Here is a 25,432-nt window from a genome sequence, read left to right as displayed (position 1 = left end):
CCGCCGTCCCCGTTGCCGGGCTGGCCGGTTGTCTCGTGCTGGCGTTCGCCCTGCCGCTCTCCTCGGTGATCTCCGGAGCCGCGGTGCTGGCCGTGCACCCTTCGGGGTGCGGCCCCACTCGCGTCTTGCGGCTGCCGTCTGGTCGTCTTGCGGCCCGATGGCGAGCGTAGCGCCGGTCGTTTCACGTGAAACATCGGCAATCAGCGCTGTTTCACGTGAAACGCCGATGCGGGTGCAACTCCGTCTTCCGGGCCCTTCACCCGACGGATTGGTCAGCGGGTCGCGCCTGTGACGAGCCAGCGGCCCGAGCGTGTGCGTAGCCACAGGGTCACCATGCGAACCGTCATCATCAGCGTCATGGCCACCCAGAGTGCGGTGAGTCCGCCGCCGACGGTGGGTACCAGAAGCGCCACGGGGGTGAAGACCGCCAGGGTGACGAGCATCGCCCAGGCAAGATAGGGGCCGTCGCCGGCACCCATCAGGACACCGTCCAGGACGAAGACGATGCCGCAGATCGGCTGGGAGAGCGCCACCACCAGCAGGGCGGGGAAGGCAGCGTCCTTCACGGCGGAGTCACTGGTGAACAGAGGCAGGAAGGCCGGGCGGGACGCGATGACGAGAAGGCCGAGGACGAGGCCCACCGCGATGCCCCACTGCACCATGCGGCGGCAGACGTCGCGTGCTCCCTTGGGGTCGTCGGCGCCGAGGTAGCGCCCAATGATGGCCTGTCCGGCGATCGCGATGGCGTCGAGAGCGAAGGCCAGCAGGCTCCACAGGGAGAGGATGATCTGATGGGCGGCTATGTCGGCGTCGCCGAGGCGGGCCGCGACGGCTGTCGCGATCATCAGGATCGCCCGGAGCGAGAGTGTGCGGACCAGCAGAGGTGTCCCGGCCTGTGCGGAGGCTCTGATCCCAGCGGCGTCCGGCCGTAGCGAGGCGCCGTGCCTGCGGGCGCCGCGGACGACGACCACGAGATAGACGGCGGCCATGGCGCACTGGGCGATCACGGTGCCCCAGGCGGAGCCGGCGATGCCGAAGCCGGCGCCGTAGACGAGGAGCACGTTGAGGACGCCGTTGGCGACGAACCCTCCGACGGCGACGTAGAGCGGCGTCTTCGTGTCCTGCAGGCCACGCAACACACCGGTCGCGGCGAGGACGACGAGCATGGCGGGGATGCCGAGGGAAGAGATCCGCAGGTACGTGATCGCGTAGGGGGTCGCCGTGTCCGAGGCGCCGAAGAGCTCCACGAGGAACGGTGCCGTGGGCAGGACGACGGCTATGACGGCCGCGCCGAGCAGCAGGGCCAGCCAGATGCCGTCCATGCCCTGGCGGATCGCTGCCGGCAGATCGCCGGCGCCGACCCGGCGGGCCACGGCCGCGGTAGTGGCGTAGGCAAGGAAGACGAAGATGCTGACGGCGGTCGTGAGGAGCGCCGAGGCGATGCCGAGCCCGGCGAGTTGGGCGGTGCCGAGATGACCGACGATCGCGCTGTCGGCCAGGACGAAGAGGGGCTCGGCGACCAGTGCGCCGAAGGCCGGGACTGCCAGAGAGACGATCTCTCGATCGTGGTGTCGCCGAGCAGCCCGGGAGGTCGCGGGAGCCTGTGTCATGAGCACCAATCTAATCTTCCACAGGTAAGAGACGCAATGCCGTAGTGACCCTTACTCGGCTCGTTGCGCAGCGTAGTGTCGCGCACTGTTCGAGGCGATCTTGGGCCGACTGGGAAAGTTTTTCTTCTGCACAGCCGGTGGACGGGAAAGGCGCAGGTCAGGCGCTGTTCTCAGGAGGTGGTGCGGGCTTGTTCACAGGCCTGTCCACCGTGTCGTGCACAGGTTTCGCGGAGTTCTCCACAGCATCCGGGCCGTCGTCCACATGGCCTGTGGATAACCAGATTGGCTGACGGTGCCCGGGGGCCTAACGTGGTCCGGCGCACGCTCCTCCGCCGGCTCCTGGAACCGTCCCAAAACCGACGCGTCAGAACCGGAGCCGGGCGTCTTAGTTGTCAGTGCCGTGCCGTAGGAATAAGGAGCACGGCGAGGTCCGCTCGGCGGACGGGAGGAGGTGGCTCGGTGAGCATTTCCGAGCCCTTGGACGACCCGTGGGCCGACAGCGGTCCCAGCGATCGTCTGCCCTCCCGCCGCCGTCCGGAAGGCGGCCGAGGCCGAGAGGAACAGCACGAGCGAGGTCGGGAGAGCGATTCCTGGGACGGCGGGGGTTCGTCCTTCGAGCGGGTCCCGCCGCAGGACCTCAACGCCGAACAGTCGGTGCTGGGCGGCATGCTGCTGTCCAAGGACGCCATCGCCGACGTCGTGGAAATCCTCAAGGGACACGACTTCTACAAGCCGGCGCACGAGACGATCTACCAGGCGATCCTCGACACCTACGCCAAGGGCGAGCCTGCCGACCCCATCACCATCGCCGCCGAGCTCACCAAGCGCGGCGAGATCAACAAGGTCGGCGGGGCGTCGTATCTGCACACACTCGTCCAGACGGTGCCGACCGCGGCGAACGCCGAGTACTACGCGGAGATCGTCCACGAACGGGCCGTCCTGCGCCGCCTCGTGGAGGCCGGCACCCGGATCACGCAGATGGGATACGCGGCCGACGACGACGTCGACGAGATCGTCAACCGGGCCCAGGCCGAGATCTACGCCGTCACCGAGCAGCGCACCAGCGAGGACTACCTGCCGCTCGGCGACATCATGGAGGGCGCGCTCGACGAGATCGAGGCGATCGGGTCACGCACCGGCGAGATGACCGGTGTGCCCACGGGTTTCACCGACTTCGACTCTCTCACCAACGGTCTGCATCCAGGTCAGATGATCGTCATCGCCGCGCGTCCCGCGATGGGTAAGTCGACGCTGGCGTTGGACTTCGCGCGGGCCGCGTCGATCAAGAACAACCTGCCGAGCGTCATCTTCTCGCTCGAAATGGGGCGCAACGAGATCGCGATGCGTCTGCTGTCCGCCGAAGCCCGTGTCGCGCTGCACCACATGCGCTCCGGCACGATGACCGACGAGGACTGGACGAGGCTGGCCCGCCGGATGCCGGACGTCTCCGCAGCCCCCCTCTACATCGACGACTCCCCGAACCTGTCGATGATGGAGATCCGCGCCAAGTGCCGCCGCCTCAAGCAGCGCAACGACCTGCGGTTGGTCGTCATCGACTACCTCCAGCTGATGCAGTCGGGCGGATCCAAGCGCGCGGAGAGCCGTCAGCAGGAGGTCTCGGACATGTCGCGAAACCTGAAGCTGCTGGCCAAGGAGCTGGAACTCCCGGTCATCGCGCTCTCCCAGCTGAACCGTGGCCCCGAGCAACGCACCGACAAGAAGCCGATGGTCTCCGACCTGCGTGAATCCGGCTCCATCGAGCAGGACGCCGACATGGTCATCCTGCTGCACCGCGAGGACGCCTACGAGAAGGAGTCGCCTCGCGCGGGCGAGGCGGACCTCATCGTCGCCAAGCACCGAAACGGCCCGACCGCCACCATCACGGTGGCCTTCCAGGGTCACTACTCACGCTTCGTGGACATGGCTCAGACCTGAACCGGACGAGATCGCGGACGCACGGAAGGTGTGCTCCCATGGACGGCTGCCGGTCGGCAGCCGTACGCGGGGAAATGCGCTCGACGTCTGCCGCGCGGGCGGGTGGACTGGGGGCATGACTACATCTCAGGAAGAGCTGCTTCCCGGTACGCGCCGGGCGCTGCTCCACCGGCTTGCCGTGGCTCAGTCCGAGGGGCGAGCCCCGTCGATGGTCGCGGCGGTCGTGCGGGACGGGCGTGCCGTGTGGCATGGGGCGCGTTCGTCGGTGGACGGTGAGGTGCCGGACGAGAACGTCCAGTATCGGATCGGTTCGATCACCAAGACCTTCACCGCGGTTCTCGTGCTGCGGCTGCGCGACGAGGGCCTTCTCGACCTCGATGACCGCCTGGAGAAGCATCTTTCGGGTACGAGCGCAGGCGAGGCCACCATCGCCGAACTGCTGGCGCACACCAGCGGGCTGGCCGCCGAGTCCCCCGCGCCGTGGTGGGAGCGCAGTCCGGGGTCGCTGCGTCCGGAGCTGTCCGACGTGCTCGGTGAACGTCCCTTCCTGCATCCGTCCGGTCGGCGCTTCCACTACTCGAATCCCGGCTACACGTTGCTGGGTGCGCTCGTCGAGAGGCTTCGCGGTGCCCCCTGGGAAGAGGTGCTGCGACGCGAGGTGCTCCACCCTCTGGGCCTGGACCGGACGAGTGGGCAGCCGTCTGCGCCCCACGCGGGTGGCTGGGCGGTCCATCCCTGGGCCGACGTGCTGCTGCCGGAGCCCGCTGAGGATCTCGGACGAATGGCGCCCGCCGGTCAGCTCTGGTCGACCACCGGGGACCTGGCACGGTTCGCCGTGTTCCTGGCTCAGGGTGACGAACGGGTGCTGAGCGCGGAGACCGTACGGGAGATGCGGGCGCCCGCGGCGCCGGCCGAGGCCGCTGATCTCGCAGACGGCGCGTCGTACGGCCTCGGGTTGCAGATCCAGCACCGTGACGGCCGACTGCTCGTCGGCCACTCCGGTTCGCTGCCCGGCTTCCTCGCGAATCTCACCCTCAGTGTGGCGGACGACGTCGCGGCGGTAGTGCTCGCCAACTGCACCTCCGGCCCGTTCCTGTCGATGGTGGGCGCCGACCTCGTACGCATCGTTGCCGACGCCGAGCCGCGGATTCCCGAACCGTGGCGGCCGCTGCCCGAAGTCGAGCCTGCCGTGCTGGAGTTGGCGGGCCAGTGGTACTGGGGGACGTACGCCTTCGGGCTGCGTCTGACGGGAGGCGGCGGGGTGTCGCTGGAGCCGCTGTCCGGGAAGGGGCGTGGCGCGCGCTTCCGGGCCAACGGGGACGGCACCTGGACCGGACTGGAGGGCTATTACGCCGGAGAGCTGCTGAGGCCCGTACGGCGGGCGGACGCGTCGCTGAGCCACCTGGACCTCGGGTCGTTCGTGTTCACGCGTCAGCCGTACGAGGACGCGGCGGAAGTGCCGGGGGGAGTGGACCCGGAAGGGTGGCGGGGGATCGGTTAGGCGCCCGCGTTCAACGCGTGGAAGGGCCATGTTTCACGTGAAACATGGCCCTTCGCGCTGTGCTTCGGAGCTTCAGAACTGGAGCTTGAAACCCACGTGGGACGCCGTGAAGCCAAGTCGTTCGTAGAAGCGGTGGGCGTCCACACGGGAGGCGTCGGAGGTCAGTTGGACCAATTGGCAGTGCTGGCGGCGGGATTCCTCCACGGCCCATTCGATGAGCTGGGTGCCGAGGCCGCTGCCCCGTTCGTCGCTGTGGATACGGACGCCCTCGATGATCGACCTGGTCGCTCCGCGCCGGGAGAGCCCGGGAACGATTGTGAGCTGGAGGGTGCCGACGACACGGTCCCCCCGAACGGCGACGACGAGATGCTGGTTCGGGTCGGCGTCGAGGCGCTCCAGGGCGGACCGGTACGGGGTCAGGTCGTCCGGGGATTCGCGCTGTGCGCCGAGCGGATCGTCGGCGAGCATGCCGACGATCGCGGGGAGGTCCTCCGTGACCGCGGCTCGTATTTCAAGATCTCCCATAGCCGCACCTTATGCGGACACGTTCACCGACTCCACGACCCGGACCAGCGGAGCCAGCTCAGGGACCTTGGCCGCCTCGTCGAGCGCCTCGCGCAGGGCGGCGTCATTGGTCGGCCGTGCCTCCTGAAGCAGCTTCAGCCCCGCCCCGGTCACGTTGGTGTAGATGCCGCGGCGGTCAGTGGGGCACAGGTACCGCTCCAGCAGGCCGCGGTCCTCGAGGCGGGTCACCAGTCGGGTGGTGGCGCTCTGGCTGAGGACGACCGCGTCGGCCACCTGCTTCATCTGCAGATGCCCGCCGTCGCCGTCGTGCTGTCGGCTGAGCACGTCGAGCAGGGAGTACTCGCGCACGCTCAGGCCATGCCGGGCCTGCAGGGCGCGCTCGATGTGCGCCTCGATCCTCCCGTGCAGCAGGGAGAGGGCGCACCAGCCCTGGGCGAGGGCGGTGAGCGCGGGGTCCGTCGCTGTCATTGGATTCCTCCGTCCCGGAGCGGCTGAGACCAGGATAGAGCAACCGCGCAATAGACGGCGGTTGCTTATAACCCGCGTCTGCAACTATTGTGGACGCACGCAAAGCGCTCCTGCAATCGCCTGGAAGGTGTATTCCCCCATGCCTCTCGCGCTTCTGGCCCTCGCGATCGGGGCCTTCGGAATCGGCACCACAGAGTTCGTGATCATGGGCTTGTTGCCCGAGGTCGCGGCTGACTTCGGGGTCTCCATCCCGACAGCCGGCTTCCTGGTGACCGGCTACGCACTCGGCGTGATGTTCGGTGCCCCGCTGATGACCGTGCTCGGCACCAAGATCTCCCGTAAGCGGATGCTGATGGTGTTGATGGGGTTGTTCATCGTCGGCAACCTGCTCTCCGCCTTCGCCCCGGCCTTCTCCGTGATGCTCATCGGCCGTGTGGTCGCCTCGCTCGCCCACGGTGCCTTCTTCGGCATCGGCTCGGTGGTCGCGGCCGAGCTCGTCGCCCCGGACAAGAAGGCCGGAGCCATCGCGATGATGTTCACCGGCCTGACCGTGGCCAACGTCGTCGGCGTCCCGCTGGGCACGCTCGTCGGGCAGTCTCTGGGGTGGCGCGTCACCTTCACCGTCGTCGCCGCGCTCGGTTTCGTCGGCCTGGCCGGTATCGCCAAGCTGGTCCCGGAAACGCCGAAGCCCGAGGGTGTGCACCTGCGCCACGAGCTGGCCGCCTTCAAGAACGTCCAAGTGCTGCTCGCCATGGCTATGACCGTCCTCGGCTTCGGAGGTGTCTTCGCGGCCATCACCTACATCGCGCCGATGATGACCCACGTCGCCGGCTTCGCCGAGGGCTCCGTCACCTGGCTGCTGGTCCTCTTCGGCCTCGGCATGGTGGCCGGCAACCTCGTCGGGGGCAAGTTCGCCGACCGTGCCCTGATGCCGATGCTGTACGTCTCCCTGGGCGCTCTCGCGGTCGTCCTCGCGCTCTTCACCCTCACGGCGCAGGACAAGATCCTCTCGGCCGTCAGCATCGCGCTGATCGGCGCCCTGGGCTTCGCGACCGTCCCGCCCCTCCAGAAGCGTGTCCTCGACCAGGCGCACGGCGCCCCGACCCTCGCCTCCGCGGTGAACATCGGCGCTTTCAACCTGGGCAACGCCCTCTCGGCCTGGCTCGGCGGCCTCGTCATCGCCGCCGGCCTGGGCTACACGGCCCCGAACTGGGTCGGCGCGGTCCTGGCCGCGGCCGCTCTGGTCCTCGCCGTCCTCTCGGCCGCCCTGGAGCGTCGTGGCGGCACCCCGAGCGCCGTCGTCGCGGCCGAGGTACGGGCCGCTGTCCACCACTGACCTGCCGGACCCCACGGGCCCGTACGCCCGCCGTACGTCCCACAGCGTCCGTCGCCCTGGCCCCCCGAGCCGGGTCCTCGCGGGGCCAGGGCCGTCCCCGCGCCGCCCGGCCGGCTCCCTCACCAGCAACACACAAGGAGACATCCGACATGAGCACCGCCACCGCCGTCGCGCCCCTCACCATCCAGGACGCCGAGGTTCTCGTCACCGCTGCCCGTCGGGCCGCCGAGGCCGCCGGAGCGACCGTCAGCGTCACCGTCCTGGACGCCGGCGGGCATCTGCTCGCCTTCCGGCGCGACGACCAGGCCGTGCTGATCTCCGGAGAGACCAGCACCCGCAAGGCGTACACCGCCCTCCAGCTGAACGCGCCGACCGCCGACCTCGTCGACGTGGTCAAGCCCGACGGACCGTTCCACTCCCTGCAGACCGCGCTCGACCGACCGCTGCTGTTCATCGCCGGCGGTCTGCCGATTCACCGTGACGGTCGTCTGATCGGTGCGATCGGAGTGGGTGGCGGCGCGCCGGAGCAGGACCACGGCTTCGCCACGGCCGCCGTGGAGGAGCTCGTCTGACGGCCGCTGGGTTCGTCGGGTCAGGACGCCGGTCCCTCCAGGGACCGGCGTTCTCCCCTTTTCGAACTCAGCCCGCTGCCACCGTCAGTGGGGCGAAGCGCCGGCGCCAATCACCCGGGAGTTCAGACACCCCGTACGTCATCACCGCGTTGAAGGCCACCGATGCCAGTCCGCGCTCCTTCGCCCACGTCAGCAGCTCCTCGTGCCGTACATCGATGTCGGTGCGCAGCGGGCGATCGGTGTGGGCGGCGAGTGAGGCGATCAGGGCCTTGGCGGTCTCCGTGTCACGTGCGATCAGCGGACCCACTACATGCGTCTCCATGTTGGGCCATACCGCCGCGTAGCCGGTGATGCGGCCGTCCTCCTCGGCGACCCGTACCTGGTCGGCGAAGGCGGGCAGACGCGTGACGATGTGCGTGCGGTCGGCACCGAACACCTCGGCGTCGATACGGAGGATCTTGGGGAGATCCTCGCCGGTCGCGGGGCGGGTGGCCACCTTGGGCCCAGGGCCGACGGGCATGAAAAAGCCGCGCAGCATCTCTGCGCGGCCGGTTGCCTTGAAGCCGAGTTCTTCGTAGAGCGGTCGACCGTTCGGCGTCGCGTGCAGGGTCAGTGGTGTGGTGCCCATCAGGGAAACCACGTGACGCATCAAGCGGCGCCCGATGCCCTGCCGTGCGTGCCGCTCGGCGACCAGGACCATCCCCACGGCTCCCAGTTCGGGGCGCTCCTGCGGCCCGTACTCGGTGACCGTGCAGGCGGCCACGAGCCCTCCCTGAGGGTCGTCGATGCCGTATCCCCTCCCGGCGGTGAGGAGGAAGCCCCACTTGTGTTCCTCGCGCGGCCACCCCCGGTCCTCGGACAAGTCGGCACAGGCCTTGAGGTCGCGACGGGTCAGGCGGCGGATCGCCAGAGCAGCGAGGGGAGGAGTAGGCACGCAGGTCAGGCTGTCTGACCGGTGCCCTTGGCGTCCACCCGTTTCGGCAGAGAGGTGCGTCCTTTTCGCCAACTCGTGGAGTGCGACCGGACACATGGACGAGCGCGTGGTGTTTCACGTGAAACATCGGCGAACGGCGAGCATCCATCGGTCCCGCCGACCGGGGATCCGGCAGTCCCCTCGGCCGGACCTCGGAAAGTCCGAGGCGCCCCACTAGCCTCCAGTGTCATGGCGAGACTTCATCTCTTCGATCTCGACGGCACATTGCTCCACGGCACCACCGCTCCCTTGGAGATCTCGCGGCAACTCGGCCTGGAAGCAGAGACGGTGGCGCTCGAACGGGAGATTGCGGCCGGGCTGATCGGCCCGCCGGAGTATGCGCATCGGGTGCACGCATTGTGGGCCGGCCTCACCGAAGCGCATGTGCTGGCGGCTTTCCATGGAGCGCCTTGGCTGGAGCGAATCCGTGACGTCTGGGCGGAGATCAGGCGTCGGGGCGACTACTGCGCGGTGGTGTCGTTGTCCCCCTCGTTCTTCGTCGAACGACTCACCGGCTGGGGTGCTCATGCGGCGCACGGTTCGCTCTTCCCCGCCGTTCCGTTCACCCAGCCCCTGGACCCGGCCGGGGTGCTCAGCGCCGCGGCCAAGGTGCTCATCGCCGACCGCCTGTGCCGGGAGTTCGGGGTGACAAGGGCGGACTGTGTCGCATACGGGGACTCCTCTTCGGACAAGGAGCTGTTCGGGGTCGTCCCGGTCTCCGTCGCCGTCAATGCGGATCGCCATCTGACCGCCCTGGCGACCCACTCGTACGCGGGGAGGGATCTGTGGGATGCCTATGAATTGGTGCGGCACGCCCAGTAATTGGGGGAATCGTTGGATCTCCCCATCGTCAAAATCGTGAGCGTGGAAGGGGGGACTTGTGTGCGGGCCGGGGGCCGGTAGGGTCGACTCCGGTTCCCGTACGGAAGACGGAGCACACTTCCCGCCGGGGCCGAGAGCAGGGCAATGCAGCCTAACGAGACGGAGAGATCGAAGACCCGCATTCTCGGTTAAGCGGCCGGGCGTCCACAGGAAGTGGGACGCTGCGGTGAGAACGCTGCGGCCAATGTCACACTCTCTCCCTGCTTGTCCGTACGCATCGGGAACGGAGGTTGACCATGGCTGCGTTGGCCGCGACGCCGAACGGGAAAAGCAACCGGCTGCGGAGGAAGCAGGCATCTTCCGACTGAGGAAGTGCGCAGACCGACCGAAAGATGTTCGAGGCGAGGCACACCATGGACGCTCCGACCACCACGTCGGCCGACAGCGGCTCTTCGAACGGCGGGGGCGGCTGGTTCACGCCGCGCAAGCAGCCGGCGCCGACGCAGGGAGCCGAGCGGGAGGCCGCAGACGGCAGCCGCCTGGCCGGCATGCGCACGGTGGGCAGGGCCGCGCTCGGCCACGACTCGGGCGCCCCGGCGGACCAGGCCGCACCGAACGCCACCTCGCGGCACCTGGAGCCACACGGACATCCCGAAGCCGAAGAGCCGCTTGCCCGGCCGTACGTCACCGAGGCCCTCTCCCGGACGACGGCGCCGGCCACCGGGGGTCAGCCTCGCCCGGCCTTCGGGTCCCAGGATGCCGGTCATGTGACAGAGGCCGCGCCAGAGCCGCAACCACAAGGCTCGGGAGCCTCCCCGTGGGCGCGGGAGGCGGATGCACCGGCCTCGCAGGCGCCGGGCGAAGCGCGGCCCCCTGAGCCGCATACGCGCCCGCACCAGGCGGAGCCGTTCGCAGGCGCGCGGCCCTCGCACTCAGCTCCCTCGGGCGCCACGTCGCCTGCTCAGGGTGCCAGGGCCGCCGCCCCAGATGTCGCGGCGGATCATGGGCGAATAGGCCGGGCGGCCGTGTCCATGCCCGCGCCGCCCCCGCACAGCACCGAGGCCCGGCCGTACGACCCGCGCACCACTGCCACCACCGAGGCCCCGCCCGCCCCGCACCGCGTGCCCCCACAGCGCCATGCGCCGGACCACACGGAGCCGTCGCCCTTCACAGCCGGCGGTAGCCCCTCCGCAGCCCCGGCCCCGCACACCGCGCCGGCCACAGCCCTGGCCCCGCACACCGCGCCGTCCGCAGCCCCGGCCGCCGCACCGCACGCGGCTCCTGTCGCCCCGCATCCCGAGCCGTCGGGCGTCGCCACGCACCCCCAGGCACCCGGCCCCGCTCCGGCCACCCACACGCCCACCCCGGCCCCGCACGCCTCCACCCCGCCCTCGCACGCGAACCCCGCCCCCACCGTCCCGCAAGCCGCCCCCGCCGGTCCGGCCCAGCACGCCGAACCGCCCGCCCCCACCTCCCAGGGGGATGCTTCGCCGGACGCAGTCCTCATCCGGCGCACCATGGCCACCGTCGCCCCCGTCGCCGACAAGGTCACCTCGTACTTCTACGCCCTGCTCTTCGTGCGCCACCCCGACCTGCGCCCCCTCTTCCCCGCGGCCATGGACGCCCAGCGGGACCGCCTGCTCAAGGCGTTGCTCACGGCCGCCGAGCACATCGACAACAGCGACGTGCTCGTCCCCTACCTGCAGAACCTGGGCCGCGGCCACCGCAAGTACGGCACGCAGCCCGATCACTATCCGGCCGTGGGCGAGTGCCTGATCGGCGCGCTCAGCCGATACGCCGAGTCCGTCTGGAGCGACGAGGCGGAGGCGGCGTGGGTACGGGCGTACACGACGATCTCGCAGGTCATGATCGACGCGTCGGCCGCGGACGAGCTGCGCTCCCCGGCCTGGTGGCACGCGGAGCTCGTCTCCCACGAACTCAGGACCCCCGACGTCGCGGTCGTCACCGTCCGCCCCGACCAGCCCTACCCCTTCCTTGCCGGGCAGTACACGAGCCTGGAGACACCGTGGTGGCCGCGCGTCTGGCGGCACTACTCCTTCTCCTCGGCACCCCGCTCCGACGGCCTGCTCAGCTTCCATGTGAAGGCGGTTCCGGCGGGCTGGGTCTCCAACGCCCTGGTGCACCGCGCCCGGCCCGGCGACGTCATCCGGCTCGGCCCGCCGGCCGGTTCGATGACCGTGGACCACACCACGGACAGAGGACTGTTGTGCCTGGGCGGCGGCACCGGAATCGCGCCGATCAAGGCCCTGGTCGAGGACGTCGCCGAGCACGGTGAGCGGCGGCCGGTCGAGGTGTTCTACGGCGCACGCACCGACCACGACCTGTACGACATCGACACGATGCTCAGGCTCCAGCAGGCCCACCCGTGGCTCTCCGTGCGCGCGATCATCGACCAGCAGTCGCACCTCCAGCTCCCCGACGCCATACGGGAGTACGGCCCCTGGACCGAGTACGACGCCTATCTGTCGGGCCCGCCAGGCATGATCCGCAGCGGTGTGCACGCCCTGCGGGACGTCGGTGTCCCGGCCACGCGCATACGGCACGACTCGGTGGAGGAACTCGTCGCCACCGGAAGCTGACGGACGTGGCGAGATACCAGGAGGGGGCGGCCGCACGCTCCTAATGCCGACCGGCTCAGCCGAGATCGGGCGCGTGCATGGCCCGTACGCCCTCGATGTTCCCGTCGAGGTAGTGCCGGAGCGACAGCGGTACGAGGTGCACGGAGGCGATCCCGACGCGGGTGAACGGCACTCTGACGATCTCGTACTCACCCATGGGCTCTTCGACCTCGGGGCCGTGCCGCAGGGACGGGTCCATCGATTCGAGCCGGCAGACGAAGAAGTGCTGCACCTTCACACCGGTCGAGGCGCTGTCCTCACCGATGTGCTCGACGGTGTCGACGAAGCACGGCACGACATCAGTGATCTTGGCGCCCAGTTCCTCGTACACCTCGCGGTGGAGGGCGTGGACGACGGTGGGATCACCGGGTTCGACCCCACCACCGGGGGTGACCCAGTAGGGATCGACGCCGGGCTTGGTGCGCTTGATCAGGACGAGGTCGTCACCGTCCAGGAGGACGGCGCGGGCGGTGCGCTTGACCACGGGTCGGACGGTCATGGGAGAAATGTGGCCCGCGATGTTCCACGTGAAACATCGCGGATCGTCACCCCACGGAATCGATGAGTGAAGCCGCTCGATGCCGGATTCAGCACCAGTCGATGGCCGCCCGCTGAAGCCACTCGTGCGCCCGCGCGATATGCGGCATGGCCAGCGTTCCGGTACGCACCACCAGGAAGTACGTGCGCAGCGGCGGCACCGCCGGTTCAAGCAGCGCGACCACCTCGCCGCGCTCCAGGGCGGGCGCGCACAGATAGCGGGGCAGCACCGCGAGCCCGGCTCCCGCGGCGGCGCAGGCGAGGACGGCACGCAGATCGGGAACGATGACGGTGCCGGACGCGGCCGGGCGGGAGTCGAAGACGGAAGCCCAGTAGCGGGCCACGAACGGCAGCGACTCGTGCACCTCGACCACAGGGAGGTTCTCCAGAGCGTGTGCGCCCTTGTGGCGCAGTGCCCCGGTGTCGATCTCCTCGGCCCAGCGCGGGCCGGCGATCAGGACGTGCTCCTCGTCGCAGAGTGCAGTCGCGGTGAGCAGAGCGCCGCGTGGGCGGGCGGTGCTGATGGCCAGATCATGATGGCCGGCGGCCAGCCCTTCCAGTGTCTCCTCGGCGTTGCCGAACGAGGCCCGCAAGGCGAACGCCTGTCCGTCGTCCCCGGTCAGTTCCACGAGCGCGGGCAGCGCCCGCTCGGCGGTGAACTCCGGCGGACCGGCCAGGTGCAACGTACGCATTGAGGACTCGTCGCCGAGTCCGCTCTCGGCGATCTCCACCAGCGCGTCCAGATGCGGAGCGGCCTTGTGCGCGAGCTCGTCGCCGGTGGTCGTCGGCGTCACGCCGCGCGCCTGCCGCAGGAAGAGGGGACGGCCCAGTTGTCGTTCGAGCGTGCGTATCTGCGAGGTCACGGCCGGCTGGGAGAGGCCCAGCAGTGCGGCGGCACGGGTGAAGGATCCGGCCCGGTGCACGGTCACGAACGTGCGCAGCAAGGCCAGATCCACGGCGCGCCCATTCCTTCCCGTGCACTGCTCCCACCCCTGGAGCAGTGCCCAACTATAAATAAGTCGATAGGTCTCTGTCGCTACTGTGATTGGACACTGACAGAGAGTCAACTAGCCTTGTTCGCGCGGTTCTTAGCGCGCGGAACCGGGGACGGTCCGAGCCACGAGGGGGGAGGCTCGGACCGTCCGATCTCCGTAGCCGGATCCCTCACAGGGCGTCCGGCAGGCGGTCACCGCGCCGACTCGTCCAGGGCGCGCAGCACATCCGCGACCAGGTCCGCCGGGTCCTCGGCGCCGACCGACAGCCGGATGAAGCCCTCCGGTACGGCGTCCCCTCCCCAGCGCCCCCGTCGCTCGGCGGTGGAGCGCACCCCGCCGAAGCTCGTCGCGTCGTCCACGAGTCGCAGCAGGTCCAGGAAGCGGTCGGCACGCGCGCGCGTGGGCAGCGTGAAGGACACCACGCAGCCGTAGCGGTGCATCTGCTCCGAGGCGATCTTGTAGGACGGGTCGCTCATCAGCCCCGGGTAGCGCACCCCGAGATCCTCCGGCCAGTCACGGAGCGCCTCGGCCACCTTGAGGGCGCCGGCGTTCTGCCGGTCGACGCGCATCTGGAGCGTGGCGATCGAACGATGCGCGAGCCAGGCCTCCATCGGCCCCGGGATCGCCCCGACGATCTTGCGCCACCGGCGCACGGCGGCCATGGTCTCGGCGTCGCGGCCGACGACGTAGCCGAGGAGGATGTCCCCGTGCCCGGTGAGCTGCTTCGTGCCGCTGGCCACGGAGAAGTCCGCGCCGAGCTCCAGGGGGCGCTGTCCGAGCGGTGTGGCGAGAGTGTTGTCGACGGCGACCAGGGCACCGCGCTCGTGTGCCGCGTCGGCGAGACGCCGGACGTCGCACACGTCGAGCCCGGGGTTCGACGGGGTCTCGATCCACAGCAGCTTCGCGCCGTCCAGGACGCTGAGCTGGGCGTCGCCGCCGGTCGGCGCGGTGCGTACCTCGATGCCGAACGCCTCCAGCTGCTGTCGCACCAGCGGCAGCACCTGGTAGCCGTCGCTGGGCAGCACGACAGTGTCACCCGTACGCAGCTGTGAGAAGAGCACCGACGAGATGGCGGCCATCCCGGAGGCGAACACGAGGGTCTCGGCGGCGTCCTGTCCGGGCGCCTCCAGCTCGCCGATCGCCCGCTCCAGGTGCGTCCACGTCGGGTTCTCGTCGCGGCCGTAGGCGTACCCTCCCGTCGGGTCGCCCGGCAGATGGAAGTGGGCGGCGAACACCGGACCCGGCAGGGTCGGCTCGTGCTTCACCGGCTCGGGCAGCCCCGCCCGCACTGCGCGCGTCCCCTCGCCGAAGCCCCGCTCCGCGCCCGTACCGCCTGCCGAATCGCTCATGCCGCCCGTCCTTCCAGGTGCTCGCGTACCGCGGCGAGCAGTCCCGTGCTCGCCGCCTCCACCATCTCAAGGACCTCCTCGAAGCCCTCGCCGCCCCCGTAGTAGGGGTCCGGGACGTCGAGGTCGTCGCCCGCGGCGGGGTCGTAGGAACGCAGCAGGCGCACCTTCGCCGCGTCCTGCTCGGTGGGCGCGAGGCGGCGCAGCGCCTTCAGGTGGCCAAGGTCGAGCGCGACGACGAGATCGAGCCGGGAGAACCACGACTGCTGGAACTGCCGGGCGACATGCGCACTGCCGTAGTCGTGCGCCCGAAGCACGGCCACGGTGCGAGGGTCGGCGGGCTCGCCCTCGTGCCAGCCGCCCGTGCCGGCGCTGTCGACCTCGACGAGCCCGTCCAGCCCGGCCTCGGCTGTGCGCGCGCGGAAGACGGACTCGGCCATCGGGGAACGGCAGATGTTGCCGGTGCAGACGAAACAGATGCGGTAGGTCATGGTGCTCAGTCGCGGTCGGGAAGGATGACGTTGAGGGCCCAGGAGACGATCGAGATGATCAGACCGCCCAGGACGGCCGTCCAGAAGCCCTCTACATGGAAGCTCAGGTCGAACTGGTCGGCCAGCCACGAGGTCAGCAACAGCATCAGCGCGTTGACGATCAGGGTGAACAGGCCGAGGGTGAGGATGAGCAACGGCAGGCTCAGAAGCTGAACGAGGGGCTTGACCAGAAAGTTCACCAGACCGAAGATCAGCGCGACCACGAGCAGTGTGCCGACCTTCTTCCCGGTGCTGTCCCCGGTCAGCGTGATCTTGTCGAGCAGCCACACGGCGACGGCCAGGGCGCCGGCGTTGGCGATCGTCTTGACTACGAAATTCATCATGTGTCTGATCGTGGCAGACGAGATCGGATACGAGTACGGGCGTGAGGCGACGAAGCGATGAAGGCATTCCGGCTGGACGAACTGGAGGCGGAGCGCGCCGCCAACGACGGCGCCTACCTGCAGTTTCTGCGGGAGCGGAATATGTCGGTCGGTCTCTACGCGCTTGACGCGGGCGAGCATGATCCGCAGAAACCGCACAATCAGGATGAGGTGTACTTCGTCGTCAGCGGCCGTGCCGCGATCACCGTCGGTATGGAGACCACCGAGGTGGCCCGGGGCAGCGTGGTGTACGTCCCGGCCGGGGTGGTGCACAAGTTCCACCACATCAGCGAGGACCTGCGGGTGCTCGTGATGTTCTCGCCCCCCGGGAACTGACTGGCGGACTCGGGGTTTTCGGGTCCCGCCTCCCCGGATTCCCTAGGGGATCGGTCAGGGGAGGACAAGGGCTGCCAGACCTCCGTAAGGAGCCTCGCCGGCCCTAGCATCGAGGCAGGACATCAAGGGACCTGGCGGGACCGGAGGGCTCAGTGGGAGCCATGCGGCCGGTGGGCGGAGAGAAGGACAAGGGCGATGCGAGAGATCTTCGCGGGTCTGCTGTGGTGGGTGAAGTGGATCGCGGTGCCGGTCATCGCTCTGGTCGTGTTCGGCGGCGTGATAGCGAGCGTCGTGGGCTTTGTGATCGGGCTGCTGTTCAAGGTGCTGGTCTTCGTCGCCCTGGTCGGCGGACTCATCTACGTCGTACGGAAGTTCACGACGAACTCCTCGTCGCGTGGCGACTGGTAAGAGGAGTGGGTGACGGGAACCGGTGACGAGGGTTACCGGTTCCCTCGGGGGAGGGAAGTTTCCGGGCGGACGGTCTGCGAGCGGTGACGGGCCAATAGAGTCCGGAACTCGACGCGGGTGTACCCCGCGAGCGGCGTACACCCGTACACCCCCTCCCGTGTTACCCCTGCACGGGCTGCCCCCCTCGCGCTTCGGGAGTGACCCTTGGCCACGGCAGACACCGCACCCGCAGACCCCTCCTCACCCCCCACACCCCAGCACAACACCACCCTCATCGGCTCCGTGCAGCGCGCCATCCGCCTCCTGGAGGCCGTCGCCGCGCACGAGTACGGCGCCCCCGCCAAGCAACTGGCCCGCGAGACCGGTTTGGCGCTCCCCACGACGTACCACCTGCTGCGCACGCTTGTGCACGAGGACTATCTGCGCCGGGAGAAGGGGCTGTTCTTCCTCGGCGAGGCAGCTGAACGACTGAGTAGCAGCGGAGCCGAGCAGAAACGTCGCAGCACGGTCATCGACGCCCTGGCGCGCTGGCGGGACTCCATCGGCGTGCCCGTGTACTACGCGATCTACCGTGAGGGCGAGATCGAGATCATGTGCGTCTCCGACACCCCTGGCAATCCGGCGGTGGAGGAGTGGGCCGACTTCCGCGAGACCGGCCACGCGCACGCGATCGGACAGTGCCTGCTCTCGCAGCTCGACGAGAACATCCGCCGGGACCACCTCGACCGCTATCCCGTGCAGTCGATCACCCCCTACACCGTCCCGGACAGCCGCACCCTGCTGCAACGACTCGAACGCACGAACCGGATGGAACCGGTGACCGAGTGCCAGGAGTACGCGCTGGGGACGGTGTGCGCCGCAATTCCCATCACTGTGGGTGACACGGCCGGAACGATGGCGATCTCGCTTCCCAGTCATCAGGCGGACCGACTGCTGCCCGCGGTACGGCAGTTGCGGAACGAGATGGGCCGGGCGATCGGGTCACTCGCGATCTCTATCAGTATCTGAAAACTCACTCCTTGTGATCTGGTGTGTACTTTCAGCAAGATGCCACCAGGTACCAGAGGTTCATTCCCGGCCAATCGAACGGCAAGTGACGGGGTAGGCGATGCGCGAGTCCGTACAGGCAGAGGTCATGATGAGCTTTCTCGTTTCCGAGGAGCTCTCCTTCCGCATCCCTGTGGAGCTGCGCTACGAGACAGGCGATCCCTACGCCGTGCGGCTGACCTTTCACCTGCCCGGGGATGCCCCGGTCACCTGGGCCTTCGGCCGGGAGCTGTTGATCGACGGGGTGGGGCGACCGTGTGGGGAGGGCGATGTGCGGGTCTCGCCGGTCGAGCCCGAATCGCTGGGCGACGTCCTGATCCGGCTTCAGGTAGGCAGCGACCAGGCGCTGTTCCGATCCTCCACGGCGCCGCTGGTCGCCTTCCTGGACCGTACGGACAAGCTGGTGCCGCTGGGCCAGGAGGGGGCGCTCGCCGACTTCGACGCGCATCTCGACGAGGCGCTGGACCGGATTCTGGCGGAGGAGCAGAGCGCGGGGTGAGACACGCGATGAAGGCGGCTGGTGTAACGCTTCGCCTGGGGTGAGTGGGGTTGGTGTGACTGCGGTGGCGAGGGGTCGATGCTTGTGCCGAGGGCTTCGGGTCGGTCGGCATTCGTCGAAGGCGTCGGCGGGTCGGCCTTTGCCGAACGCTTCCGGGGGGCGTGGGTAGGCGCGGCTCCGGCTGCGGGAACGGACCTTGCAGGAACGCTTTTGCGCCGGAGGCCTTCGAATCCGCCGGAGCATGGTGCGTGCGCCCTCGCTAGGGCAGGGGCGCTGCCCGGGTAGGGCGTGTGCCCTTCCCACGGCGGCGGCAGTGCCTGCTGCCTAGGGGCCGCAAGGCTTGCGCCCACGGGGCTCGGCGCTTGCTCTACGTCGCGCAGCGCTCGCCCCACGGGGGTCAGCGCTTGCGGCTCCGCGGCTCAGGGCTCGCGCCTACGGGGTCAGCGCTTGCGTCGCCGTCCCCTCCCCGTGCGGGCCGGTACCGGAGCCTCGCCGGCACCGCCGCCGACGGTGGCCGGCGCTGTGCCGGGTGTCTGGCCGGACCGGTCGGCCGAGACCACCAGCGCCGCGAGTGCCGTGGTGACCGGCACCGAGGCCACCAGGCCGATCGAGCCGACCAGCGTGCGCACGATCTCCTCCGCGACCAGCTCGCTGTTGGCGACCGTCCCGACGCTGCTCTGGGCGATGGAGAAGAGCAGCAGCAGTGGCAGTGCGGCGCCCGCGTAGGCGAGGACCAAGGTGTTGACGACGGAGGCGATGTGGTCGCGGCCGATGCGGATGCCGGCCCGGTACAGTCCGCGCCAGCCCATCGTGGGGTTGGCCTCGTGCAGTTCCCAGACAGCCGAGGTCTGCGTGACCGTCACGTCGTCGAGGACACCGAGCGAACCGATGATGACGCCGGCCAGCAGCAGACCGCTCATGTCGATCGTCGGGTAGAGGCCGTGGATGAGGCCGGTGTTGTCGTCGGTGTTGCCCGTGAGCGCCGCCCAGTCGATGAACAGCAGGCCGAGGACGCCGATCAGCAGCAGCGAGATCAGTGTGCCGAGCACGGCCACGGATGTCCGGGCCGACAGGCCATGGCACAGATAGAGCGCGATCAGCATGATGGCGCTCGCCCCGACCACTGCGACGACCAGCGGGTTCGAGCCCTGCAGAATCGCGGGCAGGATGAAGAAGTTGAGCACCAGGAAGCTGATGGCCAGCGCGACCAGTGCCATCACGCCGCGCAGCCGTCCGACCGCCACGACGGCCAGCGCGAAGAGGCCGGCGACCAGGGCCATCGGGAGACGGCGGTTCACGTCGGTGACCGAGTACTGCAGGTCCTCGGGCGCGGAGGGCTCGTAGGCGACCACGACCTTCTCGTCCTGGTGCAACTGCCGTGACTGGTCGGGCTGCACGACCTCGGTGAAGGTACGGCCCTTGTCCTCGCCGGTGTCGATACGGATCGTCGCGCGTTTGCAGGTGCCGTTCGCCTGCTGCTGGGCGGAGGAGCCCTCGGCGGTGGAGGTGTCGCCGTTCGGTGCCGGCGCCGAGCCGTTGACGGAGTCGCAGGGCAGTTCGTCGACCTTGGTGACCGTCGCCTGCTGGGTCTGACGGTCGAAGCCGACGCCGGTGCGCTCGTGCGGCGGGGCGCCGCCGGGCCACAGCACGGCGAGGCCGACCACCACGGCGGCGGCGAAGGGGATGAGTACCGCCGCGATGACCTTGCGCAGATGCATGGAGACGGGGGCCGCGGGACCGTGGGCGTGACTATGCGAGTGGCCGTGCCCGTGGCCATCACCGGAGCTGTGCCCCGACCCGTCGTCGGGGCCTTGGCCGCGTCCTTGGCCGCCGCCAGGTCCTTGACCGTGTCCGTGACCGCCACTGGGCTCTTGGCCCTGTCCGTGGCCGCCACTGGGCTCTTGGCCCTGTCCGTGGCCGCCGCCGGAGCCGGGATACTCGTCACCGTCACCCGGGCCGAAACCGCGGCCGTGACCGCCGCCCCAGCCCTGACCACCCCCTGGACCGTGACCACCAACCGGTTCGGAACCGTACCCCTGACCACGTCCCGGGCCGGCACCGTGCCCCCTCCCGTCCCCGGCACCGGCGCCGCCCTGCCCGGGAACACCCCCGGCACCGGCTCCGCGCTCGCGCCAGCCGCCCGGTCCCATACCTGGGGAAACCCCACTCAGCCCGAAGCCCGATCCGGTGCCCGAACCCGAGTTGCCCGGGCCAGATCCGCCACCGGGACCGAAGCCGGGCCCGCTCCCCGAGCCGAAACCCGGTCCGCCGCCTGCTCGCATGCCGGGAGCACCACCCCGGCCGTCGCTGTGACCACCGCCCTGCCCCATGCCCGGAGCACTACCCCGGCCACCGTCAGGAACGCCGCCTCGTCCCATGCCGGGAGCACCAACCGCACCGGCCGCAGCTCCACCCCCGCCCGCGTCCGAGTCGCGTCGCGGCCCCATGCCGGAGCCGGTTCCGCGCGGTGGTTCGTGCGGCGGGAACGGGGGCTGCTGATTCGTGGTCACCGACCGATCATCGCAAGAACGGCGGGGGCCCTCTGTTCACCGCGCCCGAATTGACGCTAGCGTGGGGGCACCTTTGTAAACGCGGGAGCTCGGAGCACCGGGCTGAGAGGGCGCTGACCTTCGTCTTCGCGATGTTTCACGTGGAACGTGACTCGGCACGAGTGATGTTTCCCATGAAGCGTCGACAGACGAGAACCGCTGCGTCGACCGCCGAACCTGTTACCGGGTAATGCCGGCGTAGGGAGATCGGTCTCATGGCCAACAAGGACGCACGCACGCCTGCCTCCACCCAGAACGCGACCGACGACGCGCGCAGCGAGGAGGCCGGGAAGTCCATCGGCTGGCACAAGGCGTATGTCGAGGGCTCACGCCCCGACCTGCGCGTGCCGGTCCGTCAGGTGCACCTCACCAACGGGCAGTCGGTCACGCTGTACGACACGTCGGGCCCGTACACCGATCCACTCGTCGACACCGACGTCCGCCGCGGTCTGTCGCCGCTGCGGGAGAACTGGATCATCGCCCGTGGCGACACGGAGGAGTACGCGGGCCGTCCCGTCCGTCCTGAGGACGACGGGATCAAGCACACGTCGCCGCGCGGCGGCCTGCGCAACCTCGACGCGGTCTTCCCCGGCCGCCCACGCCTGCCGCGCCGCAGCCGCGACGGCCGGGCGGTCACCCAGCTCGCGTACGCGCGCCGGGGCGAGGTCACGCCCGAGATGGAGTACGTGGCCATCCGGGAGAACGTCTCGCCCGAGGTCGTGCGCGAGGAGATCGCCGCGGGGCGGGCCGTACTGCCCGCGAACGTGAACCACCCGGAGATCGAGCCGATGATCATCGGCAAGCGGTTCCTGGTGAAGGTCAACGCCAACATCGGCAACTCGGCCGTGACGTCCTCCATCGAGGAGGAGGTCGAGAAGATGACCTGGGCGACCCGCTGGGGCGCCGACACGGTCATGGACCTGTCCACAGGCCGCAACATCCACACCACGCGCGAGTGGGTGCTGCGCAACTCCCCCGTCCCCATCGGCACGGTGCCGCTCTACCAGGCACTGGAGAAGGTCGACGGCAAGGCCGAGGAGCTGACCTGGGAGATCTACAAGGACACGGTCATCGAGCAGGCCGAGCAGGGCGTGGACTACATGACGGTTCACGCGGGCGTCCGGCTGGCGTACGTGCCGCTGACGGCGAACCGCAAGACCGGGATCGTCTCGCGCGGCGGCTCGATCATGGCGGCGTGGTGCCTGGCGCACCACAAGGAGTCGTTCCTGTACGAGAACTTCGAGGAACTGTGCGAGATCCTCGCCGCCTACGACGTCACGTACTCGCTGGGCGACGGCCTCAGGCCGGGCTCGATAGCGGACGCCAACGACGCGGCACAGTTCGCCGAACTGCGAACTCTCGGGGAACTCAACCGGATCGCGAAGCGTTGCAACGTGCAGACCATGATCGAGGGCCCGGGGCATGTCCCGATGCACAAGATCAAGGAGAACATCGACCTTCAGCAGGAGATCTGCGATGAAGCTCCGTTCTACACGCTCGGCCCGCTGACGACGGACGTCGCGCCGGCGTACGACCACATCACCTCCGGCATCGGTGCCGCGATGATCGCCTGGTGGGGCACTGCCATGCTCTGCTACGTCACGCCCAAGGAGCACCTGGGCCTGCCCAACCGCGACGACGTCAAGACCGGCGTCATCACCTACAAGATCGCCGCTCACGCGGCCGACCTCGCCAAGGGGCACCCCGGTGCGCAGGAGTGGGACGACGCGCTGTCGGACGCCCGCTTCGAGTTCCGCTGGGAGGACCAGTTCAACCTGGCCCTCGACCCGGACACGGCTCGTGAGTTCCACGACGAGACCCTCCCGGCCGAGCCTGCCAAGACGGCGCACTTCTGCTCGATGTGCGGGCCGAAGTTCTGTTCGATGAAGATCTCCCAGGACATCCGCCGTGAACATGGCGGTACACAGGCGGAGATCGAGGAGGGCATGGCGGAGAAGTCGAAGGAGTTCGCCGCCGCCGGCAACCGGGTTTATCTGCCGATCGCGGACTGACCCGGCCGATCCGACGGCACAAGGCGGGGCGCGCAGACCGTGCGGCCGCGGCCCCGTCCTCGTCGTCCTGGTCCGGTCCGATCCACTCCGGTCCGCACACGACAGCACACCGGCACCGCCGGATCTCCGGCTTGCGCACCACGGGGGGCGCAAGCCGCAGGTCATTCCGGCTTGTGGTCCGGGCCTCCGAAATCCGGGCTGGTGTAGTCCGGGCTCGAGAAGCTCGGGCGCGCGCCCGACGGGCCGTCACCGGGGCTGGTGAAGCCCGGACGGTCGTAGCCCAGGTGCGGCATACGACTGGTCGGGATCGTCGGGGCCGCACGTTGCAGTGCGGCCTGGCCCGGGGTGGTGAGGGCCTCCCGGAGGAACGGCAGGATGCCGTTCTCCAGCAGGGCCTGGCGCCAGGCCTCCCTGGCTGCGGCCACCTCGCCGCTGAGTTCCTCGTACGGACCGGAATTCAGTGAGGGCCGGTTGCGCAGTGCGGTGAGCAACAGGCCGACGGCGGCGAGCAGGATGGCGACCGCGGTCACGGCGCCGAACACCCACCCGGTGGTGACCATGGTCTGAGCGATGCCCGGCTCGGGGTCGAGCATCTTCAGGGTGTAGCCGACGAGCAGGAAGATCGCCGCGGCCGTGCCGGCCAGGACGGGTGCCAGCACCGCGACGATGGCGACGGCGCCCGCGCCGACCGTCTCGGCGGCGGCCTCTCCCATGGTGGTGGCGAGCCCCACGGCGCCCGTGCCCGGCTCGGTGGAGCCGGACTCGCGGGTGGCCGACGGGGTGGACGGCGCTGGGCGGCGCAGTTCCTCGCGGACCTTCACGTAGTGCTGGTACTCGGTCGTCGCGGCCGCCGTGATGAGTGCGGTGGCGTTGAGCGCCATGGTGCGCAGCTGTTCCGGGTTGAGCCGCTGTCCGACAGCGGCCAGTTCGGGTCGGTGGTGCGCGGAGCGCAGCGCCTCATCGAGGAGCCGCTCGTATTCCTGGCGGTCCTCGCTCAACAGGTGCTGCGGAACGCTGTTCATGTGCATCCCCCGATGCTCCGTAGGGCTTGGGGCTCGCACGCTGACGAGCCGTCGGGCAGAAACGGAGGGGAGCCTGCTACGGATAAGGCGATGGTAGAGCGGTGACGGTGCGCCGTGACAGGGGGTTTCCAGAAATTGCCCGCTGTCCTGCGCCGTGGTGCGCCGGGGCGCCGCCCGGGTACGCCTGCCCCGGGAACGCTCAGTTATCCAGGGGAAGTTGCTGGACCAGCAGCTTTCCGGCCATGGTCACGCCGCCGTCCATCGCGATGGCGAGCCCGTCGGCGTAGATATGCGGTCCGTCGACCACCGGACCGGCGCTGTCCTCGCCGTCCTCGGATCCGACCTCGCCCAGCAGATAGGGAATGGGGCTGTGGCCGTGAACGATGCGGGTGCCGCCGTACGTATCGAGCAGTGAGCGAACGGCGTCGGCGCCGCCCTCGTCGCGGAAGGAGAAGCGCTTGGTGAACTTGCGGAACAGGTCCCAGACCTCGTCCGCGTCGTTGCGGGTGAGGGCCTCGCGGACGTTGTCGTTGACGGCCTCGATGGAGTCGCCGTAGTCGAGGTAGGCGGTGGTGTCCGAGTGGACGAGCAGATGACCGTCGGTCTCGGTGAGCGCGTCCAGGCGGGCCATCCACTGCAGATGGTGGTCCTGGAGGCGGTCCATGTCGGTCTTCTGGCCGCCGTTGAGCAGCCAGGCCGCCTGGAAGGTGGCGGTGCCCGCGCCGGAGTTGACGGGCGTGTCGCCGAACCGCTTGGCGCCGAGCAGCAGCAGCTCGTGGTTGCCCATCAGCGCCTTGCAGTAGCCGCCGGCCGCGGCGGCCTCGGCGGACAGCCGCATGACGAGGTCGATGACGCCGATGCCGTCGGGACCGCGGTCGGTGAAGTCACCCAGGAACCACAGTCGCGCGGTGCCCGCGCACCACTGGCCCGCGGCGTCGATGAGGCCCTTCTCGCTCAGTGCGGCCATCAGCTCGTCGAGATAGCCGTGCACGTCGCCCACGACGAACAGGGGCCCGGGACCGGTGGTGGACTGCGCCTCCTGTGCCGGCACGGCCGACGGGTCGACGGTCACCTGAACCGTGTCGCCCCGGTTGATGACGGGCAGGTCGCGCTCCGTGGGCGTGTACCCCTCCGGGTGCTCCACCGGTTCCACGACGGGGCTCGCGACGTCACCGGGGTGCGCGCTGTGGTCGTACGGACCGGTCTCGTGGACGTAAGCGGGCACCCGGAAGTCGCGCAGCGTCGCCGTGCGCTCCACCTCGGGTCCCTGACCGGCCCCCTGAGTCATCGACCCCTCCACCATCGCGCCGCATCTGCACCGCGTCGGACTGCCTGGTCGCAGCGGCCCGCGGTGTCGTGGGCCCATCATAGGAATGCGGATCGCGCC

At 69.5% G+C, this 25,432-nt stretch carries 23 protein-coding genes and 1 riboswitch; of the genes, 11 read left to right on the top strand and 12 right to left on the bottom strand.

What is annotated here, in order from left to right; all coding sequences use genetic code 11:
• Positions 1 to 272 precede the first annotated feature (272 nt).
• Entirely contained in the window at positions 273 to 1,610 is a 1,338-nt protein-coding gene (locus AB0O67_RS26710; protein WP_365454911.1) for an MATE family efflux transporter, read from the bottom strand.
• Between the two features lie 459 nt (positions 1,611 to 2,069).
• Between AB0O67_RS26710 and dnaB the strand changes: the two genes are divergently transcribed.
• Positions 2,070 to 3,545, top strand: coding sequence for a replicative DNA helicase (gene dnaB / locus AB0O67_RS26705; RefSeq protein WP_365454908.1), 1,476 nt, complete (start codon positions 2,070 to 2,072; stop codon positions 3,543 to 3,545).
• 115 nt (positions 3,546 to 3,660) lie between these two features.
• Positions 3,661 to 5,046, top strand: a complete 1,386-nt coding sequence (locus AB0O67_RS26700) for a serine hydrolase domain-containing protein (RefSeq protein WP_365454905.1) — start codon at positions 3,661 to 3,663, stop codon at positions 5,044 to 5,046.
• Positions 5,047 to 5,118: 72 nt separating this feature from the next.
• Here the strand turns inward: AB0O67_RS26700 and AB0O67_RS26695 are convergent, their stop codons facing one another.
• A complete protein-coding gene (locus AB0O67_RS26695; protein ID WP_365454902.1) occupies positions 5,119 to 5,571 on the bottom strand; it encodes a GNAT family N-acetyltransferase in 453 nt (150 codons plus the stop codon).
• 9 nt (positions 5,572 to 5,580) lie between these two features.
• Complete coding sequence (locus AB0O67_RS26690; RefSeq protein ID WP_365454899.1) at positions 5,581 to 6,039, bottom strand: MarR family transcriptional regulator; 459 nt, start codon at positions 6,037 to 6,039, stop codon at positions 5,581 to 5,583.
• Positions 6,040 to 6,178: 139 nt separating this feature from the next.
• Here AB0O67_RS26690 and AB0O67_RS26685 point away from each other — a divergent pair, with 139 nt between their 5' ends.
• Both AB0O67_RS26685 and AB0O67_RS26680 read left to right on the top strand, forming a co-directional pair.
• Entirely contained in the window at positions 6,179 to 7,375 is a 1,197-nt protein-coding gene (locus AB0O67_RS26685) for an MFS transporter (RefSeq protein WP_365454896.1), read from the top strand.
• A gap of 149 nt (positions 7,376 to 7,524) precedes the next feature.
• Positions 7,525 to 7,947, top strand: coding sequence for a heme-binding protein (locus AB0O67_RS26680; protein WP_365454893.1), 423 nt, complete (start codon positions 7,525 to 7,527; stop codon positions 7,945 to 7,947).
• A gap of 67 nt (positions 7,948 to 8,014) precedes the next feature.
• Here the strand turns inward: AB0O67_RS26680 and AB0O67_RS26675 are convergent, their stop codons facing one another.
• Positions 8,015 to 8,881 carry a GNAT family N-acetyltransferase gene (locus AB0O67_RS26675; protein ID WP_365454890.1) on the bottom strand — a complete coding sequence of 289 codons (867 nt, stop codon included), beginning with the start codon at positions 8,879 to 8,881 and terminating at the stop codon, positions 8,015 to 8,017.
• Positions 8,882 to 9,109: 228 nt separating this feature from the next.
• Between AB0O67_RS26675 and AB0O67_RS26670 the strand changes: the two genes are divergently transcribed.
• Both AB0O67_RS26670 and AB0O67_RS26665 read left to right on the top strand, forming a co-directional pair.
• Complete coding sequence (locus AB0O67_RS26670; RefSeq protein WP_365454887.1) at positions 9,110 to 9,742, top strand: haloacid dehalogenase-like hydrolase; 633 nt, start codon at positions 9,110 to 9,112, stop codon at positions 9,740 to 9,742.
• 1,031 nt (positions 9,743 to 10,773) lie between these two features.
• Positions 10,774 to 12,342 carry a globin domain-containing protein gene (locus AB0O67_RS26665; RefSeq protein ID WP_365454914.1) on the top strand — a complete coding sequence of 523 codons (1,569 nt, stop codon included), beginning with the start codon at positions 10,774 to 10,776 and terminating at the stop codon, positions 12,340 to 12,342.
• A gap of 55 nt (positions 12,343 to 12,397) precedes the next feature.
• On the opposite strand, the gene AB0O67_RS26660 is transcribed toward AB0O67_RS26665, so the two are convergent.
• The 5 genes from AB0O67_RS26660 to AB0O67_RS26640 all read right to left on the bottom strand — a co-directional run bounded on the left by AB0O67_RS26660 (position 12,398) and on the right by AB0O67_RS26640 (position 16,133).
• Positions 12,398 to 12,880 carry an NUDIX hydrolase gene (locus AB0O67_RS26660; protein ID WP_365454884.1) on the bottom strand — a complete coding sequence of 161 codons (483 nt, stop codon included), beginning with the start codon at positions 12,878 to 12,880 and terminating at the stop codon, positions 12,398 to 12,400.
• 88 nt (positions 12,881 to 12,968) lie between these two features.
• A complete protein-coding gene (locus tag AB0O67_RS26655) occupies positions 12,969 to 13,874 on the bottom strand; it encodes a LysR family transcriptional regulator (protein WP_365454881.1) in 906 nt (301 codons plus the stop codon).
• 230 nt (positions 13,875 to 14,104) lie between these two features.
• Entirely contained in the window at positions 14,105 to 15,262 is a 1,158-nt protein-coding gene (locus AB0O67_RS26650) for a cystathionine gamma-lyase (protein WP_365454878.1), read from the bottom strand.
• Positions 15,259 to 15,750 carry a low molecular weight protein-tyrosine-phosphatase gene (locus AB0O67_RS26645; RefSeq protein WP_365454875.1) on the bottom strand — a complete coding sequence of 164 codons (492 nt, stop codon included), beginning with the start codon at positions 15,748 to 15,750 and terminating at the stop codon, positions 15,259 to 15,261. Before AB0O67_RS26645 ends, AB0O67_RS26650 begins: the two co-directional genes overlap by 4 nt.
• Positions 15,751 to 15,755: 5 nt before the next feature.
• Positions 15,756 to 16,133: a phage holin family protein gene (locus tag AB0O67_RS26640; protein WP_365454873.1), complete on the bottom strand. Its 378-nt coding sequence runs from the start codon at positions 16,131 to 16,133 to the stop codon at positions 15,756 to 15,758.
• Between the two features lie 57 nt (positions 16,134 to 16,190).
• Here AB0O67_RS26640 and AB0O67_RS26635 point away from each other — a divergent pair, with 57 nt between their 5' ends.
• From AB0O67_RS26635 to AB0O67_RS26620, 4 genes are all read left to right on the top strand, one after another.
• A complete protein-coding gene (locus AB0O67_RS26635; RefSeq protein ID WP_365454871.1) occupies positions 16,191 to 16,508 on the top strand; it encodes a cupin domain-containing protein in 318 nt (105 codons plus the stop codon).
• Between the two features lie 195 nt (positions 16,509 to 16,703).
• Positions 16,704 to 16,916: a DUF5326 family protein gene (locus AB0O67_RS26630; RefSeq protein ID WP_365454868.1), complete on the top strand. Its 213-nt coding sequence runs from the start codon at positions 16,704 to 16,706 to the stop codon at positions 16,914 to 16,916.
• 204 nt (positions 16,917 to 17,120) lie between these two features.
• A complete protein-coding gene (locus AB0O67_RS26625) occupies positions 17,121 to 17,924 on the top strand; it encodes a helix-turn-helix domain-containing protein (protein WP_365454865.1) in 804 nt (267 codons plus the stop codon).
• 100 nt (positions 17,925 to 18,024) lie between these two features.
• Entirely contained in the window at positions 18,025 to 18,462 is a 438-nt protein-coding gene (locus AB0O67_RS26620) for an SsgA family sporulation/cell division regulator (protein ID WP_365454862.1), read from the top strand.
• 440 nt (positions 18,463 to 18,902) lie between these two features.
• Here the strand turns inward: AB0O67_RS26620 and AB0O67_RS26615 are convergent, their stop codons facing one another.
• The gene (locus AB0O67_RS26615) at positions 18,903 to 20,612 is read right to left on the bottom strand and encodes a YibE/F family protein (protein ID WP_365454859.1); all 1,710 of its coding nucleotides are present in this window, start codon (positions 20,610 to 20,612) and stop codon (positions 18,903 to 18,905) included.
• 431 nt (positions 20,613 to 21,043) lie between these two features.
• Positions 21,044 to 21,233, top strand: a riboswitch (TPP riboswitch).
• Here AB0O67_RS26615 and thiC point away from each other — a divergent pair.
• The gene (gene thiC, locus AB0O67_RS26610; RefSeq protein WP_365454856.1) at positions 21,227 to 23,023 is read left to right on the top strand and encodes a phosphomethylpyrimidine synthase ThiC; all 1,797 of its coding nucleotides are present in this window, start codon (positions 21,227 to 21,229) and stop codon (positions 23,021 to 23,023) included. It overlaps the preceding riboswitch by 7 nt.
• A 161-nt stretch (positions 23,024 to 23,184) precedes the next feature.
• On the opposite strand, the gene AB0O67_RS26605 is transcribed toward thiC, so the two are convergent.
• Positions 23,185 to 24,051, bottom strand: a complete 867-nt coding sequence (locus AB0O67_RS26605; protein ID WP_365454853.1) for a hypothetical protein — start codon at positions 24,049 to 24,051, stop codon at positions 23,185 to 23,187.
• Between the two features lie 193 nt (positions 24,052 to 24,244).
• On the bottom strand, positions 24,245 to 25,348 hold the full coding sequence (locus AB0O67_RS26600; protein WP_365454850.1) for a metallophosphoesterase: 1,104 nt from the start codon (positions 25,346 to 25,348) through the stop codon (positions 24,245 to 24,247).
• Between the last annotated feature and the right edge of the window lie 84 nt (positions 25,349 to 25,432).

It is taken from the genome of Streptomyces sp. NPDC086077 (assembly GCF_040686175.1).
Classification (GTDB): Bacteria; Actinomycetota; Actinomycetes; order Streptomycetales; family Streptomycetaceae; genus Streptomyces.
This window is presented reverse-complemented; position numbering and strand designations above follow the sequence as displayed.